This window comes from Pedobacter superstes, assembly GCF_037622515.1.
Lineage (GTDB): Bacteria > Bacteroidota > Bacteroidia > Sphingobacteriales > Sphingobacteriaceae > Paradesertivirga > Paradesertivirga superstes.
This window is the reverse complement of sequence record NZ_JBBJCN010000003.1, coordinates 259,967-276,994: the sequence shown is the minus strand read 5'-3', so window position 1 is coordinate 276,994 and position 17,028 is coordinate 259,967. Positions and strand designations below refer to the sequence as shown.

General features: G+C 37.6%; 13 protein-coding genes. 3 read left to right on the top strand and 10 right to left on the bottom strand.

Annotated elements, in window-relative coordinates:
• The first annotated feature begins 46 nt into the window (after nucleotides 1-46).
• The 3 genes from WG906_RS10035 to WG906_RS10025 are packed head-to-tail and all read left to right on the top strand — an operon-like array spanning nucleotide 47 to nucleotide 4,308.
• The gene (locus tag WG906_RS10035) at nucleotides 47-1,939 is read left to right on the top strand and encodes a S9 family peptidase (protein WP_339992456.1); all 1,893 of its coding nucleotides are present in this window, start codon (nucleotides 47-49) and stop codon (nucleotides 1,937-1,939) included.
• Between the two features lie 8 nt (nucleotides 1,940-1,947).
• Entirely contained in the window at nucleotides 1,948-3,618 is a 1,671-nt protein-coding gene (locus tag WG906_RS10030) for a sensor histidine kinase (protein ID WP_339992455.1), read from the top strand.
• Nucleotides 3,619-3,621: 3 nt separating this feature from the next.
• Nucleotides 3,622-4,308, top strand: a complete 687-nt coding sequence (locus WG906_RS10025) for a response regulator transcription factor (RefSeq protein ID WP_339992454.1) — start codon at nucleotides 3,622-3,624, stop codon at nucleotides 4,306-4,308.
• A gap of 161 nt (nucleotides 4,309-4,469) precedes the next feature.
• On the opposite strand, the gene WG906_RS10020 is transcribed toward WG906_RS10025, so the two are convergent.
• The 10 genes from WG906_RS10020 to WG906_RS09975 all read right to left on the bottom strand — a co-directional run bounded on the left by WG906_RS10020 (nucleotide 4,470) and on the right by WG906_RS09975 (nucleotide 16,996).
• Nucleotides 4,470-5,375 carry a UbiA prenyltransferase family protein gene (locus WG906_RS10020; protein WP_339992453.1) on the bottom strand — a complete coding sequence of 302 codons (906 nt, stop codon included), beginning with the start codon at nucleotides 5,373-5,375 and terminating at the stop codon, nucleotides 4,470-4,472.
• Nucleotides 5,376-5,398: 23 nt separating this feature from the next.
• Nucleotides 5,399-6,646, bottom strand: a complete 1,248-nt coding sequence (locus WG906_RS10015) for a metallophosphoesterase (protein WP_339992452.1) — start codon at nucleotides 6,644-6,646, stop codon at nucleotides 5,399-5,401.
• A gap of 77 nt (nucleotides 6,647-6,723) precedes the next feature.
• Nucleotides 6,724-8,226: a sigma 54-interacting transcriptional regulator gene (locus WG906_RS10010; protein WP_339992451.1), complete on the bottom strand. Its 1,503-nt coding sequence runs from the start codon at nucleotides 8,224-8,226 to the stop codon at nucleotides 6,724-6,726.
• Nucleotides 8,227-8,296: 70 nt separating this feature from the next.
• Complete coding sequence (locus WG906_RS10005) at nucleotides 8,297-9,394, bottom strand: vWA domain-containing protein (RefSeq protein ID WP_339992450.1); 1,098 nt, start codon at nucleotides 9,392-9,394, stop codon at nucleotides 8,297-8,299.
• 77 nt (nucleotides 9,395-9,471) lie between these two features.
• Nucleotides 9,472-10,353: a carbohydrate kinase family protein gene (locus WG906_RS10000; RefSeq protein WP_339992449.1), complete on the bottom strand. Its 882-nt coding sequence runs from the start codon at nucleotides 10,351-10,353 to the stop codon at nucleotides 9,472-9,474.
• Between the two features lie 124 nt (nucleotides 10,354-10,477).
• Nucleotides 10,478-11,023, bottom strand: a complete 546-nt coding sequence (locus tag WG906_RS09995) for a fasciclin domain-containing protein (RefSeq protein WP_339992448.1) — start codon at nucleotides 11,021-11,023, stop codon at nucleotides 10,478-10,480.
• A gap of 282 nt (nucleotides 11,024-11,305) precedes the next feature.
• A complete protein-coding gene (hemW, locus tag WG906_RS09990; protein ID WP_339992447.1) occupies nucleotides 11,306-12,436 on the bottom strand; it encodes a radical SAM family heme chaperone HemW in 1,131 nt (376 codons plus the stop codon).
• Nucleotides 12,437-12,965: 529 nt separating this feature from the next.
• The gene (locus tag WG906_RS09985; protein ID WP_339992446.1) at nucleotides 12,966-13,694 is read right to left on the bottom strand and encodes a hypothetical protein; all 729 of its coding nucleotides are present in this window, start codon (nucleotides 13,692-13,694) and stop codon (nucleotides 12,966-12,968) included.
• A 345-nt stretch (nucleotides 13,695-14,039) separates the two neighbouring features.
• Nucleotides 14,040-14,360, bottom strand: coding sequence for a YgaP family membrane protein (locus WG906_RS09980; protein ID WP_339992445.1), 321 nt, complete (start codon nucleotides 14,358-14,360; stop codon nucleotides 14,040-14,042).
• Between the two features lie 125 nt (nucleotides 14,361-14,485).
• Nucleotides 14,486-16,996 carry an AsmA family protein gene (locus WG906_RS09975; RefSeq protein ID WP_339992444.1) on the bottom strand — a complete coding sequence of 837 codons (2,511 nt, stop codon included), beginning with the start codon at nucleotides 16,994-16,996 and terminating at the stop codon, nucleotides 14,486-14,488.
• Nucleotides 16,997-17,028 lie beyond the last annotated feature (32 nt).

Below are 17,028 nucleotides of genomic sequence, written 5' to 3'. Positions count from 1 at the left end.
AACCCTTCGTTTATTATTCTTGATGGAAGGGGTCGTTATATTATTTATGCAGAAACAGTTGAAGTTGTTAAGTGTTATCGGGTTGTTCCTGTTGGCGGCATGTTCGTATGAACGTACTGCAAAGAAAATTCCTATTGAAGATTTTTTTAGAAATCCTGTTAAAACCTCCTTTAAAATTTCACCCGACGGTCGGTACATATCCTATCAGCAGCCGTATAAAAACAGGATGAACATTTTTGTACAGTCTATAGATGGAAAAAATGTAACGAGAATAACCGACGAAACGCAATACAATACCACATTTTATTGCTGGGCCAATAACAATGAATTGTTGTTTATGAATGATAACGGAAAGGAGAAAAGTTCCCATTTATATGCAGTTAACCGAGCAGGCAAAAATTTTCGGGGATTATTACCAGTGGACTCGGTGCGTGTACGGCTTATTAATTCAGATAATATTATCAATGATCAGTTATTAATCGCTCTTAATAAGCGGGATTCGACCATATTTGATGCATATCGTTTAAACATAAGGGAAGGAAAGCTGACTCTGGCAGAGAAGAATCCTGGAAATATTATACAATGGTTTGCTGATGAATATGGAATGTTGCGGATGGCGCTGGCGAGTGATGGCGTAAATGAAACGTTGCTTTTTAGAAATTCAGAAAAGGAAAGTTTCAGGCCGGTAATAACCAATAACTTTAAGAATAAAATCACCCCTGTTGGCTTTTGTAAGAAGATAAAGAGTCGTATTTATGCCTTATCAAATTTAAACAGAGATAAAACAGCACTGGTTGAATTTGATTGCATAACAGGAAAGGAGACAAAAATCATTGTATCTCATCCGGATGTTGATATATCTGAAGCGGCTTATTCTACTTCAAGCCATAAGCTTTTATTTGCAGGTTTTGAGACATGGAAAAAGGATCGGATCTATTTAAATGACTCTGTAAAAGCTGTGTATAAACACCTGGAAAATCTTCTTCCAAATAATGAGATCAGGGTTGCAGACAGAGATTTAAATGAGCAGCAATTTGTTATCAGAACCTTTACAGATAAAACACCTGGCGCTTTCTACCATTATTCGGTTAGGAACAAAAAGCTGGTAAAGCTTAGTGATATTAACCCAACTATACCTGAAGATCAGATGTGCAGTATGAAGCCCGTTTCATTTAGATCACGCGATGGATTAATCATAAATGGATATTTAACATTGCCTTTGGGGTATAAAGCTAAAAAGCTCCCGTTAATAGTAATTCCTCATGGAGGAGGAGGCCCGTGGTCCAGAAATTCATGGGGCTTTAGCTCGGAAGTGCAATTTTTAGCAAACAGGGGATATGCTGTATTTCAGGTGAACTTCAGAGGTTCCAAAGGCTATGGTAAGAAGTTTTGGATAGCAGGTTTTAAAAAATGGGGCACAGATATTCAAAACGATATCACAGATGGGGTAAATTGGTTAATCGCGGAAGGGATTGCTGATAAGAAAAAAATTGGTATTTATGGTTTTGGCTTTGGTGGCTACAGTGCTCTGCATGCCTTGTCTTTTCAACCCGATCTGTATGCCTGCGGGGCGTCACAGTCAGGATTTCTTAATTTGTTCGCGTATATAAAAGCGGTGCCGCCACATTATAAGCCAACCTTACAAATGTATTACGAAATGGTCGGTAATCCAGAGAAGGAGATGGATGAATTAAGGGCTGTGTCGCCTGTTTTTCATGCCAATAAAATCAAGGCACCCCTGTTAATAGCACAGGATATTAAAGATTCGCGGGTGAATGTTAACGAGACTAATCAATTTGTAAAAGAATTAAAGAAGCGTAAGGTTCCAATTACCTATATTACAAAGGAAGGCAGGGATTATAACTTTAGAAATGCTGAGATGCGCGTGGAGTTTTTCAATGAACTTGAGAAATTCTTCAGTGCCAATCTTAAGAAGTAATTAGCCGTATGGGAAGTTTTAAGGCATATTATTACCGTAAAAATCATCTCCTTAATGCCAGTTTTTTAGTTCTTATTACTATTTCGCTAATAATCGCTCTGGTGCTTGCGCGGAATTTCACTGAAAAGTATGTTGAAAATGAGTTTAACACCCAAAAGATTTCTGTTCTCGAAGAAACAGTTAAGCCCTATAATGATTTTTTTCTAAATAAAATTCCTGAAATTTCTTTTTATCAAGGGTATCTTGACTCAGCTTCAGTAGTAAAGTATTCCGATACAGTCTTAAGAAAATATCCCTTTGTTAGCCGGATTATCTTTTTTGACACCCAGGTAAGCAATCATTCTATTCCAAATGCATTTAGAATAAATAACTTCTCAATTGTTCCAAAAGCCGTTTATCAGTTAGGACGAGACGTCCCCGCAGATTCCGTACTGTTATATAAAAGTCCGGATAAAATACCCTCTAACCGGGCTATGGATGAATTTAACCGTATGGCGTCAAAATTTTCCGCTTATGTAGAAACCATTGATACCACTAAAAGTCTTTCCGAGAACAACTTATTTGAAGTTTATTATAATATAACTCATAACCGGATAACTTTCATGAATAATCCCCGGAATGAAGAATTGCAGATTTTTCGGGATTTAATAAATAAAGATCAGGGCCCTTCACCAATCTATGAACAGGACATTCTGTCATTTCGGCTAAATCCATATAAATTAAGCATAAAGAACAATCATCCGGAACTTTACCAGGAAATAAACATTCAGCCCATAGTTTTTGAATCGGTAGATACAGATCCCGATTTAATGAATACCGATTTAGCACTTTCTGGTGCATTTGCCGATTATAAATTATTTTTCAGCTCTTCCAGAAGCTTTTTATCCAGGGAAATCACCAGACGGTTTATGCCTGTTGCTTTTTCAATATTAATTATTTATGGTATTTTAGGTTTCATCGCCTATTTAATTTATCGCAATCTGAATATCAACAGCAGGATGTTTAAGCTACAGTATGATTTTATAAATAATTTCACACATGAATTTAAAACACCATTAAGTGTAATTAAAATTGCGGGGAATAATATCAGGAGTGCGAACAAAATTTCTGATCAGGAACGTTTCAGATACGGGAAAATATTGGATGAGGAGGCTGATAAGCTGAATGATCTGATGAATAAACTTTTGTCTTTTACTCAGATAGAAAATCAATCCATTCAAATAAAGAATGAAGATATTAATCTTGAGGTGTTTGTTCAGAATCTGATAGATGCCTATCAGATTAAATATCCCGATTATCAGATAACTTACAACATCCGTAAGGTTGAAAATTTTAGATCCGACCCGGTCTTAATGTCAAGTATTTTTCAAAATCTTATTGAAAACGCATATAAATATTCATTGCCTAAACAGAAAGAATTACATATTGATATTTCTTTAGAACGGGGTAAGATTGTACTAAGGTTTGCCGATCAGGGAATTGGAATCGCAAAAGAAGAAATGGAAAATATCTTCAGGAAATTCTACAGAATTCAAAGTCAATACAATCAGCAGGGAAGCGTGGGTTTAGGGTTGGCGTTTTGTAAGGAACTGGTTAACTTTATGAAGGGTGATATTTTTGTTAAAAGTAAAGTCGGAATAGGCTCTGAGTTTACTATAGTTTTACCATACGAACCATAAAATATGAATATAGACATAAAAGTTGCTATTGTTGAGGATGACGAAAATCTTCGTTTCCTGGTTTCTCATCGTTTACAGGCTGAGGGATATATCGTGTTCGAGGCTTCTAATGGTGATGAAGCGGAAGGAATAATTTTAAAAGAGAATCCGGATATTGTTCTGCTTGATTGGATGCTACCATCAAAGGAGGGGTCTGAAGTTTGTAAAAACGTAAGAGATAAGGGATTCGAAGGTGTTATTATTATGATGACTGCAAAAGCTCAGGATGTTGATAAGATTAACGCTTACAACTTTGGGGTGTCCGATTATGTGACCAAGCCTTTTAATATGGATGTTTTGGTTGCTCTGATTGAAAACAAGGTGAAATTTGTTATTAATAATGAAAAAACCGAAATGCACCGGTTCGGAAATATGGAGCATCATCCCAATACTCACTCTCTTTTAAAAGCGGGCAAAAAGATTGAACTCACCATTTTGGAGAATAGAATACTGCTCTATTTTCTTAAAAATGCAAATAAAGTAATTCATCGTGACGAATTGATGATGGTTGTTTGGGGATATAATTCGGATGTTAACACCCGGACCCTGGACATGCATATCGTAAGATTGCGCAAAAAGATAGAAGATAATCCAGATTCTCCGGGATATTTGCAAACTGTCAGAGGGATAGGATATAAGTTTGTTTGTTAAAAAAATATCCAGTGCAAAACCCCGCGTTGAAAAAACGCGGGGTTTTGACATATAAATGGATTCGGATAAGCAGGTATGTATTGGGGTTTGCCTACAACGAGTAAGCAGGATAAAGATCGCCCGGCGATGCATTTGAATTTCAACCGAGCACTCCAAGGAATTTAGTACTGATTAGGCAGACTAAATAAATAAAGCATTAGAAATTGCAATATCATTATTCCGTCGAGATACAGGAAGTAATAGTATTCATTTTTCTTCCATTCCGATTTAAAGATTAACCATCCCGTCAGGAAAATAGTAAGAGTAAGCGCAAAGAAATCTGCGTTAAATTGCCTGGTAAATAAAAACAATAAAGTTAAATAAGCAGCCAGGAGTATCTGGCAAACCAAATAGGATTTTCTCTCTCCGAGAATAACCGGAATTGTTTTAAGGTCGTAGCTTTTATCCTGAAATAAATCCCGGATATCAAAAGGAACGGTAATGGCCGCAATAAGCAGGAAACGTTTGGCAATAAGAAGTATGGTGTCATTTGCGGATATCATTACAGACTGGTTGTTTCCCAGTTCTACAATGGGTAAAAGCACACAACTTAATGACCATATGAGAGCGATAAGAAAGAGCTTTAATCCGGGAACGTTTCGCAGGCCAAACCTTTTGTCGCCAATGCTGAATAATGGAAGGTTATATGAGATAGCAATAACTCCAAGAAATAACAGTAATACCTGAGAAGCCGCGGATAAAAACAGGGTCAGGACTATTAAAGAAATTATAGCGATCAGCGTAAGGGTAATTATTAAGCGGTAGTTTCCATAAACCCAGCGTACCCTTCTGAATGGTGACTTTTGGGGTTGCGCCGGTTTGGACATAAACGTGCTGAAGTTATACAGCGCAATTGTTGAAAAAAATAAAATGCCTAATACATGCTTATCGCATTCCGCACCTAGTAAGTGATACGTAACCTTTGCCTGAGCTACAGCACAAAGGGCAATAAAAATGTTGCTGAAAAGCAGGAAGTCAAGTGCCTGACTAAATGTGTTTTTTAATATTCTCGAATGGCTTTCCGGCATGCAAGTTTTTGTTTACAAGAGACTTAGGTTCGATGCAACTCAAATATCGTAATTTCAGGTAGAATTCCAACCCTTCCAGGATACCCTAAAAAACCATATCCAACATTTACGTAAAGTTGCTGCTCTTTTTCTGTATACAAACCGGCCCATTCTTTATAGATGTACTCAACCGGGCTCCATTGAAATTCCTTCGTCTTTACACCAAACTGCATTCCATGTGTGTGTCCGCTAAACATAACATCTATGTCAGGATGTTGCAGAACCTGGGCCCGCCAGTGAGATGGGTCGTGAGACATGAGAAGTTTTACAGGAAGCTCATCAGTACCCCAAAGTGTTTTTTCTAAATTGCCTTTTTGAATAAAGCGGCCAGCCCCCCAGTTTTGGCAGCCAAGAATTCCTATTTCTTCATTATCTACTTTTATCTTTCGATGTTCATCTAACAACAGATCCCAGCCCATAAGCCCATGAATGCTTTTTACTACTTCCAGGTTTTTTGCTTTTGCTGCTGACGGCTCTTTGCCAAAGTAATAGTCTCCATAATCATGATTCCCAAGAACGGAATACACTCCTAGAGGGGCTTTGATTTTAGAAAATATGTCCTGATATTCTTTCATTTCGGAAGCCAGATTATTTACCAGGTCACCGGTAAATAAAATCAGGTCAGGTTTTTCGGAAAGCACCATCTCAACCCCCCCCAACACAGCCTTTTTATTGTAAAAGCTGCCCGAATGTATATCAGAGATCTGCGCCAGCTTAAGCCCGTGGAAAGCTTTCGGCAGGTTCTTCAGATACAGTTTTCTTCTCGTCAATTGATAGTCGTATGCACCCGAAGCAATGCCCCAGCTTAAAGAGGCAAGAGGAATTGCAGCAACCAGTAAACCTGACTTAACAATAAATTCTGAGCGGGGGATTTTATTGTCATCTGAAGGAAGATCCAGAGGATTTTCTTTTGCTTGTTTCCGTGTTAACCAAATAAAAGCTCTTCTTATATCATCAATAAAAAGAAAAGGTAAAAAGAAAAATTTAGTTACAAAAGTCAGGAAAAATGCCACCAATATTATGGCCCTTGCCGTAAGTTTTATATTTAAATATACTCCCAGGAAAACTCCCAGGATAAGGAGAACGCTGTATCCCCAATATAAATAGCTAAACGTGTTCCTTCTTTTTTCTATGGCTTTTATTTTCAAAGACAGAAGTGCCTTGAAAATATACCAGTCTATAATTAGAAGTAAGACACTAATGATTAGTAATGGAATTAACCTGTCGGACATGCAATGTTTTTAACGAATGTTGAAATTGGAATTTGATCTGGCAAATTCTTTAACGAAGATGTTTAAAAATATGATGGTTAGCGATTGTCGAAATCATCGTCATCATCATCTTCATCGAATTTGGCATTAAATAAACTGCCGAGCATGTCTTTAAACGCATAACCATTATCAAGGTATGATTTGCTGACCTGTGAGAACTCTGAAAGACCATGCAATAAAAATTCCATTAAAAGTAATTGCTGGGAGTTGATTAATGTTGGATGAAACAGTTTGACCAAATCGCGTAGGCCGGGAACAGAGTTTAAGATGCTGCTGTATTCTGTTTCAGAAAGATCATCTACAATACTTATACTATTACCCATACCAAACCAACCTGTTATTTCGGTATATGGACTTGTTGTTTTTGATCGTTTTAGTTTTTCAGGGTCGGGGAAATACTGAGACATCAGGGATTTGATCGCTTTACCTACCAGAATGTTTGCAACTTTAGCCGGACCCTCCTGCTCGCCTTCATATACAAGCTCAATTTTACCGGTTATTGCCGGAATTACTCCAAGAAAATCGGATATCCTGACAAAGGTTCTTTCTTCGTTGTTTATCAGCATTCTGCGCTCAGCAGTACTGATGAGGTTTTCGTAGGCTGTAATGGTTAATCTTGCGGATACTCCGGATTTTTTATCAATATATTCAGAGTTTCTCGCCTCAAAGGCGATTTGTTCGATAAGGTCCTTAACCAGGCCATCCGACTCGACGCTTATTATCTGCTCTTCAGTAAGTCTTGCTTCCTGCTGAGTGATTTTGCGGGAAATCTCCACGCTTCTGGGGTAATGAGTTAATATCTGGCTTTCGATACGATCTTTCAATGGGGTTACAATCGATCCCCGGTTAGTGTAATCTTCAGGATTTGCCGTAAATACAAATTGAACATCGAGTGGAAGACGTAGTTTAAAACCGCGTATTTGTATGTCTTTTTCCTGGAGTATATTGAATAATGCCACCTGAATTCTTGCCTGTAAATCAGGAAGCTCATTAATTACAAATATACTGCGGTGCGCCCGGGGGATCAATCCATAATGAATAACCCGTTCATCAGAATAATGAAGTTTTAAGGAAGCTGCTTTAATCGGATCTACATCGCCTATTAAATCTGCTACCGTTACATCGGGAGTTGCTAGTTTTTCGGTATAACGTTCATCGCGGTGCAACCATGCAATGGGTGTGTCATCGCCATGCTTCTCCAGTTGCTCGCGTGCAAACCATGAAATTGGATTCAGAGGATCATCATATAATTCCGAATCGTACACATAGGGAATATATTCATCCAGTAAATTTACCATTAGCCTTGCAATGCGAGTTTTTGCTTGTCCGCGTAAGCCTAACAGCAATATATTATGTTGTGATAAAATGGCTGTTTGCAAATCAGGAATAACCGTATCCTCATAACCGATTATGCCTTCAAATCCAACTTCTTTGTTTTTTAGCTGTTTGATCAGATTATCTCTTAATTCCTGCTTAATGGAACGGGATTGATAACCTGATTTTTTTAGTTCACCTAAGGTTTTTATTTCGTGTTGCTTCATTTTTCTGTAGAGAGATCCGAGATCAGTAATTCATTGGCCGATGCCATATTTAATGTGGCATGCCTGGTTTTTATCTTACTGTTTTTCTTCTGTTTCTGATGTAATCTTCAAATATATATTCGCCTAATCCTTTAAGCGAGCTGTAAAATGCTTTACCGCCATTTATTTCGGTGAACTTACGAACAAATTGTTGCAGGTAAGGATCTTTAGCAATCATAAACGTAGTTATTGGAATATTTAAACGTTTACATTCTGCCGCCTTGTTAAGTGTTTTATTCACCACCTTTCGGTCAAGGCCAATGCTGTTTTTATAATATTTATTACCCTCTTTCAGACAGGTGGGTTTCCCGTCGGTAATCATAAAAATCTGTTTGTTATGCGTTTTTCTTCTTCGTAGTATATCGGCAGCTAACTCCAGTCCGGCGTAAGTATTGGTATGATAAGGACCTACCTGTAAATAAGGCAGTTCTTTCAATGTTATCGGCCAGGCATCGTTTCCAAACACTACAATGTCCAGTGTGTCTTTAGGATATTTGGTTTTGATTAATTCGGCGAGTGCCATGGCAACTTTCTTTGCGGGAGTTATTCTGTCCTCACCATATAAAATCATGGAATGCGATATGTCTATCATTAATACAGTTGAAGAAATTGATTTATAATCCTTTTCTTCAACTTCCAGATCGCGTTCAGTAAGAGTAAAATCGCCTATGCCATGATTAACCTGAGCATTATGTATAGACGCGGTCATGTCTATCTGATCAAGGCTGTCGCCGAACTGAAACTCACGCCTGTCGGCATTTTTTTCTTCTCCAATTCCAGAGATATTCGTGTTATGATTTCCTTTACCCGACTTCTTAAGTTTTCCGAATATTTCTTCCAGAGCTGATTTTCTAATGCTTTGCTCGGTTTTTCCTGTAATTTTAAACCCGCCCTTAGTATCGGCTGCATCTAAATACCCTTTGTTCTTCAGATCATCAATAAAATCTCCCATTCCATATTCATCGCTGGTAAGATTATATTGCTTGTCTAATTCATTCATCCAGGTAAGTGCTTCGTTAGCATCGCCGGATGTATAATTTAGTAGCTCAAGAAATAATTTCAATAGCTCCTCAAACCCTCCTTTTGGAAGCTCATTTGGTAGATATTTTGAAAATGAGTGTCCCCGCATGATTCGCCCTTTCTATTGATATATGTTATAACGAATTTAAAAGTTTGTATTGCAGGGGATGTTATAAGTTTGTAAAATTAAAAATTGATGAACTCAGCTATTTCATCAATAGTATACGGTGGATTGGCGCCATGTCTTGAAGCAACTAAGGCCCCCGCGGCACAGGCCCGGCTTAATGTTTGCTGCATTGGCGTGTTTTGTAAGTAGCCATTGATAAAGGCAGCCAAGAATGAATCTCCCGCGCCTACAGTATCGGCCACTTTTATTGAGAAACCAGGATGAGTATAAAACTCTCCTTCATGAAAAATACAGGCCCCTTTATCACCCAGTGTTACGCAAATGGTCGAAGTTTGGGTAATACTACTTAGTTTACTTAATTGTTTTTCAATGTCTTCTGTTGCAAGCGACAAATGAGTTGTAAGATATTCCAGTTCATGTTCGTTTACTTTCAGAATAGTACTTTTGTTCATTAAATTCTCCAGGATACTCATGTTGAAATGCGGAGGGCGCAAATTCATATCGAAAATTGAGACTTTACTAGTCTCAATTAGTTTCATTAATGTGTGGTAACTTATTTCGCTTCTGCAGGCCAGACTTCCAAACACTAAGGCATCTGCGGTTTTGATCAATGAGGTTAAGTTTTCATGATAAACAATTTCATCCCAGGCAACTGGCTTTACAATGGTGTATGTGGCTTGCCCGTTTTCGTCAAGTTTTACCTCAACTATCCCTGTAGGTAGGGTTGAATGTTGCTGAATAAATTCAGTTGATAAGCCATGTTCAGCGAGAAATGCGATTAGATCCTTTCCGTTCTGATCATTGCCCACGCTACTGATTAAGCGGCTGCCAGTACCTTGCTTATGAAGATGTAACGCCACATTCATAGGGGCTCCGCCTGCCATTTTTCCGCTTGGGAAATTGTCCCACAATATTTCTCCAAAACAAACTACCTGCTGCATCGACAAATGTATAGTTTATAATTCAATGGTTTATTCAGATGATTTATTCTGCTTGGGATTTGGCGAATTCTAAACTGAAAAAACCCACCTGTGGGGCGGGTTTTTTCGGGTCATCCTAAATTACTTAAGGCATTATTACTGTCTCAATAACGTGTATTACTCCGTTTTTCTGAAATACGTCGGCTATTGTGACTTTAGACATTCCGCCTTTTTCATCTTTTAAAATGAGGTCTTTTCCTTTCATCATCGCCCAAATTCTTCCACCCTGTATGGTTTTAAATTCCGCAGTCCCGCGGCCTGCTTTAATAGCTGCAGCAATTTCAGCAGAGCTCAATTTGCCGGCCAGAACATGATAAGTTAAAATAGAGCTAAGCATCGCTTTATTTTCTGGTTTAACCAGAGTGGCAACGGTTCCTTCAGGCAATTTATCAAATGCAGCGTTGGTTGGAGCAAATACGGTAAACGGGCCTTCTGATTTAAGGGTTTCCACCAATCCGGCAGCTTTTACGGCAGCAACCAATGTAGTATGGTCTTTGGAATTGACAGCATTATCTACAATGTCTTTTGTAGGATACATTGCTGCACCGCCTACCATTTTAGTTTTCTGCGCGAACGATTGAGATGTAATTACACTAGCTGCTAATGCTATTACAGTAAAAATTTTCTTCATGATGTATAGTTTAATTTATAGTCATGAAGAATTACGGAGAATTATAGTGGCCTGGATTTTTTGGGCCGCGTATTTTTATAAGTGTCTGCTGTTAAAGAGAAATTCGAATACTTAGACTTAACGAAGTCTCAATGACTTCGTAAGTCTAAAAAATGAGTTAAGGCAGGCAGCGAAGAAGGGAGTTTTTCCAACCCGCTCCTATAAAGATTGAAAGTAGATTGTAGTGAAATTTTCGATATTGGTCTAATAATCAGGATGGAAGATGCAACTCGCGTTCATTTACTACTCCGATAAAAATAATTCGGAGCTGATCCGGTCTGCGAAAAGTTTACCCTCTGTTGTAAGAATTACCGTATTGTTTTTTAAAATGATATGTTTTTTTTCTATAAACTGTTTCAACGGGGCCTCAATTTGTTTTTTATAATCAGGCCCAAATTCATTTTCAATTTTAATCAGATCCATGCCCCACTGCGTTCGTAAGGATGTCATGATGTACTCGTTCACCCGATTTGTGATAGTGAGAATTTCCTGTTCGGCAGGGATATTTCCTTTTAGAATCCCATCAATGTATTTTGCATTATTGGCTACATTCCATTGCCTGGTTGCGCCATTAAAAGAATGTGCTGAGGGACCAACGCCCAAGTAAGAAACGCCTTTCCAATAATTTGTGTTGTGTTTTGAATAGCAGCCGGGTTTTGCAAAGTTTGAAGTTTCATAGTGTTCAAAGCCCGCATTTGAAAGTGTTTCGATAAGAGACAAATAGTTTCTGGCACTCTGGGATTCATTCATTGCCGGCTGCTTACCTTTATTAATAAATGACGCGAGGGCAGTTTTCGCTTCAACAGTCATAGCATAAGCCGAAACATGGGGGATTTTCATGGCAATGACTTTTTGCATGTTCGACCTCCACTTATCATCGCTTAATAATGGATAGCCATAAATCAAATCCAAAGTGATGTTTTCAAACCCGGCATCCTGAACTCGTTTCACAGAACTGTCGGCTTCCGTGGCATTATGGGCCCTGTTCATCCAAAGCAGGTCTTCTTCAAAAAACGACTGGATTCCGATGCTGAGCCGATTGATAGTGGTATACTTTAAAGCCTGAACCGAAGCAGTATCCAAATCGTCCGGATTAGCTTCTAGTGTGATCTCAGGATCAGAACTCACGGTATAAATCTGATGGATTTTATCAATTAATCGTTGAATTTCACCCGCCCCAATGAGGGAAGGAGTACCACCGCCGAAGTAAATTGTTTCGATGCTTGTCGGACCGAGATACTTTTTTTGTAAGTCAAGTTCCCGCATCATGGCATGCAAAAGCTCATCTTTGTATTTAAGCGACGTAGTGAAATGGAAATCGCAATAATGACATGCTTTTTTACAGAAGGGGATATGGAGGTAGATTCCGGCCATGCTTTGATTTGTTGTAAAATTTTAAACTTTGTTTCTTTCCCTCGTGTGATGCTTTTTGAATAGCTCGGGTAACAAAGTAAAATGGTAACGGTACGATATAAAAAACTTAAATCTGGTAAGTTTAGTGCTAGTAGCTTTACCAAAAATGATAATAGCAAAGGTAAGCGCAATTATGGGTTTTGAAGAATCCAGGTAGGAAAGGATTGCTCGGAGAAAGGAACCCGGATTGCAGAGGGAGATAATGAAAAGTTAGAGCTAATTCAATCAGGAATAAGAGAGGGGATCAGCTGAATATTTCGCAGCATGGATACAAACCTCCGGAAAGTATAAATACAACCTGCTGGACTATCTGGATGAATGCCTGGAAATAAGTGCAATTATAAGCTGGAGTGATTAACTGTTCATCTTAATAATGCCATACTAACAAAAATCATGTGTTCAACGATGTTCACGAAGTTTTCTTAAAGCGTTTTCGAACTTATTTATTTAAGGAGGTTATCCAAAATGCCGAGTGTGCTTATGTATCGGGTTATTTGGAAATAACAACACTAGACACAGTTTGCCAGTTCGTAGTAACCTTGTTGAACAACGGCACATCCTGAGACCCGCCTTTCCAGATAACATAGGTTCTGAGTCCATTGGTACCTAAATTGGTATTAACAGTTTCTATTAAAGAAGCTGAGATATCTGTCAATACTTTATTTAAATCAAAGGTGACGGTGACTTTATAATTATCGGAAGGATTAAGCGTAATGTCGTTAACTCCAAGATTAGCCTCGAAAGGTAATGAGCTTGCCACTATCAAGCTGTCTTTTGTACCCTTAGTATTCATGAATGTCCCCCTAAGATTGAATGCTAATGCAGATTTTGGCGATTTCTTTAAGAATAGTTTAACTTTTACATCCTTATAAGAACCAGAGGGTAATTTGATTACTCCTGCCATAGCATCTAAATTAAAAATGTTCATGTTCTTCTCTATCACTATAGTAGTATCAAGCAGATTACTGCTCTTACCCACGAACGATATTTTTTCTACATAAATAGATGCGGAGGACCAGTCAACAGAAACCGTTGACAAAATGGTGTTAGACTTCAACGCAGATGTTTTAACCCCTGTAACCAAAGCTTTGGCAAAGTATGATATGTTTCCATGACCATTTGTGATCTTTTCTGTTTCAGGCGAATCGCCTTTTTTACAGGATATTGCAAATGTTACTGCTAACAGTATAAAAAAATGTTTTAAGGTTATAGGTTTCATATGTGAAAAAGCCAAATAAGAATTGTATTCAATAGATTTTATAAATGTATAAAAGAAATGCAGTTGAAAGAAAATTAATTACAAAGCACTCTGTCTTTAGTCTTCAATAGCGATTTGAGAGTAGTACTATCGAGTATTGCAAATTAAATAAGACATCTTATTACTTGGCGAATTATCAAGACCTTATTTGGCACAACAGCTTCTGTTTGCAAAGGTTAATTACCGAACGATTACAGATATTTACAGTATTTACCCCTTCAAGAATGGTTTCTAAGAAGCTTTTTGTGATGAACCCTGGAGAAAATTTATAATAAAAACCTCCCCGAAAGGGAGGCTTTAATGTTTTTAATACGATTCAATAGGCATCGTAGTAACGGGTACTGTCGGAGAACTTAGCGGGATATTGTGATGTTCCATTTTTTCAAATTTATCTTTCACCGGGCAATAACCTGTTAGACCCCTATACAGAAGCAGCCCACCTGATCCTAATTCTGTTAAAGCTAATAAGGGATGTGAAAATATATTACTTATACCCTTTAAAGCTATAAAAGCTCCGGCACCTACCGAAATAATGCGTTCTGATGTTCCAACATTGGCATTTTCATTTTCCTGAAGAATGGAACTGTTTAAAGTATCTGAAAGCCTGTTAATTATTGAATTTTCCATAGTTCTGAAATGTTTTAATAATAACCCTGTAAATTAGAGAGTGTTTTGTGGTTTTGAAATTTAGTTTGGTATGCCAAATAAATGGGTAAAGAAGGCGCAAAATGTATTTCTCGCCTTTAAGTTATTTAAAGCCGTCTCTCTTTTCGTTCCTCTCTCCTTAATGTTCTCTCTCTCTCTTTATCCAGTTTTTCTCTTTCTTTTGCTTCTTTTTCATCAATTTCTCCTTCTTCTTCTTTTTTGCCGAGCTTAAATTTTACGTTGCCGTTTTCATCATCCTGCCCTCTTAAATTAATTACAATTCCATTGTCAAACCTTTCCCTTTTTAAGCTGTCCGATAGACCGATGTCTCTCTTAGGATTACGAAGAGGTATTCGAAGTGCAATATCTGTCCCGGTGGGTATTCCATAAATTCCTTCAATATATAAATTCAGCACACTGGACTGGATATACATAGGGTGAATTGTTATTTTGCTACCATTTATATCCAGGGTGGTTTTTAAACTGGAAAATAATATGTTGGAAAAATCTCGGTTTGGAAAAGCGAAGTTTCCTACTTTTTGCATAGGCTCAAAATTTAAAAGAGCGCCATTCTTAATGTCGAAGATCACAGAGCCATTAATGGATTTTGGAACCATTTGTCCGTTGTCTCTTATTACACCCGAAACCATTGTTCTGGAATTGAATACTCCTCTTAAATTCTGATAGGCAATTGCGTCCTGGCCAAAATTTTCGAAGGCATAAAACAGTTTAGTAATATTAACATTAATGATCCGTGTGTCAATATTAAATCGATTAATGGACCCTGATTGATCAATAAGGCCATTAATCTGCAATCTTCCGTCAGCATGATTAAAACTGACATCCTGAAGGTCTATGCCGGTTTTTTTCATCAAAATACTGGAATGGACCCTGTTAGCCTCAAATCTGCGATAAATTAGTTTACCCGCTTCCAACTCAACATGAATATTTGCTTCTGTAAGTACCCTGTCCAGCTGGTTAAACAGGCGTGTTGTTGATCGGTTGTTGGAGACCTTTCTTTGAACAGTTTTTCGCCTGGCAAGAAAAACCAGGAATTCGCTGAGGTTAATCTGCGGACTTTTTACATGCCAGTCTAATATGATTTTTTTGGGATCGGTGTAATATAAATTAAGAAAATTCTTCAGAGAACCATCCATGACAAAGCTGCTGCTGCCGCTTTTTGCCTGAAGGTTTTGCAGAAACAGATCCTGGCCTTTGAATAAGAATATTCCACTAATTCCTGAGAAAGTAAGGTCTCTTGGATGATAATTTAAGGTTGCATTATTTAACTTTAATGTGCCGTTAATATAAGGTTCAATGCTTTTGCTTTTATTGTAAGGAGCCCTGTACAATATATTTAACCGGGCTGTACCTTTGTGGAAATGAAAGCTTTCTGATCCCGATATATTGTTTAATTTATCAAGCGCAAAATTCGATTGGAACCGGCCTTCTATAACCGGTTTTTTCAAATTCACAACCCTTAATGTATCAGATGTAAATGGAATAGTGTAGTAGCTCCCTTTTAAGTTAGCAAAACCAATGGCAGAATTAATATCATTATAGCCTGAACCACTTTTAACCTCATTGTTGAAATACCCTGTAAAACTGCAGTTATTAATTGTTTCGCCAGAAATTGTCAAATCATTATTTTTTACGTTCCAGGTGACCAATATTTTAGGGTCGCCCCGCTTTTTTAAACTTCCCTGGATTACGGCTTTGGCAAAAAAAGGCTTTTTAAGGTCGTAGATGGCTAGTTTAGTTGATATGTTTTTTGTTAGAAAAGGAATGATATTTTTAAACTTTATATCTGGTGCAACTATTGTGAGCTTAAAGTCTGAGGCTTTCTCTGTCGATCGGAAATTACCTCCTATATCAAACTTCTCTTCCCCGATTTTTATATTCTGTAATGGGATGTGTAGTATTCCTGAAGCTTCTGCATAGGTCATTTCAAGGTCTGCCTTTACGTTCTGGTTTTGTATAAAGCTTCCCCTGGCGCGATTAAAAGCTAATGAATTTACTTTAATATTAGCCTGAATGTCGCCTTTCCAGCCTTTACTATTATAATCGAATTTTGCAGATAGCGAATGTATATCAAAGTTGAAAAGTTTTTTCTTTTGTTGATTGTCCTGAATGAAATTTACATTCCTAAACTCAATACGGTTTATCTGTTTTCTTTTTCCTTTTTTATCGCTTTTGCTTCCCCTCACCAAAACAGAATTGTTGCTCTTACCAAGGCTGTCGGTAAATAGATAAACTTCGCCATCCCTTATGGTTAATTTTTGAATTTCAGTATTTCCTCCTACTAAAGAAAAAATATTAAGTGCAACAAAAACCTCATTGGCCTTTATTAAATTATGCCCATGTTTTTCAAATAAACTGTCGCGAAGCAATACGTTTTTTAATAAAACAGAAATGCCTGGGAATCCCCGTATAAGCGCAGGTTCCATATTCTCTATAGATAGCTTTCCGGTAATGCTGTTGTTTAACTCTGAGGATACAGCCTTTAACAAACTTTGCTTATTGATTGTAATATAGGCCGCAAGCCCAAGCCACAGAACAAGAATTATTCCTAAAGCAATACCTATGACTTTTAGAAGGATCCTTATCTGTTTGGGCATAATAAATTAGATAAAGAATAAAAAGGAAACAT